This is a genomic window from Zestomonas ipomoeae (genome assembly GCF_057128665.1).
Genome location: NZ_JBSKHQ010000058.1, coordinates 1 through 523 on the forward strand (window position 1 = coordinate 1; position 523 = coordinate 523).

At 73.0% G+C, this 523-nt stretch carries 1 protein-coding gene; it reads left to right on the forward strand.

Translation table 11 applies throughout. From position 1 onward, the window contains the following. Positions 1 to 281: HAD hydrolase-like protein (locus tag ACWKV7_RS23710; protein ID WP_483860165.1), on the forward strand; the 281-nt coding region annotated here is incomplete at its 5' end. Positions 282 to 523 lie beyond the last annotated feature (242 nt).

Genomic DNA, 523 nt, shown 5'->3' on the forward strand with positions numbered 1-523 from the left:
TGTTCGCCTCGATCACCGGTGCCACCGCCGATGAGCGCACGCTCGGCCGCAAGGCCGACATCGTCGCCGAGGCCCTCCGCCGCCTCGAGGCCCAGGGTATCGACGTCTCGCGTCCCGTGCTCATCGGCGACCGCCACCACGACGTCGAGGGCGGCACCGAGCGCGGCGTGCCCGTGATCTTCGTCGACTGGGGCTTCAGCAGCCCGGGCGAGGCCGAGGGCGCGGTCGCCGAGGCGGCTGACATCGAGGCGCTGCGCGCACTCGTGCTGCCGGCCGCCTGAACCCCTCGTCGACCGGCGACCCGGTCGGTAGGCTGGCCGACATGACGGATGCGGCGGCTCCGACGAGGCATCCGGTGATCACCGTCGTCGCGCGCATCCCGGCGACGCTCATCACCCTCGGTCTGGTGCTCGTGGCCGGACTCGTGAGCGCCGCGCTCTGGTTCCCGCTGCGCGAGAACCATGCCTGGCGCTACCTGGCCTACGGCCTGCCCTCGCTCCTCGAGGGGCACTGGTGGACGCCC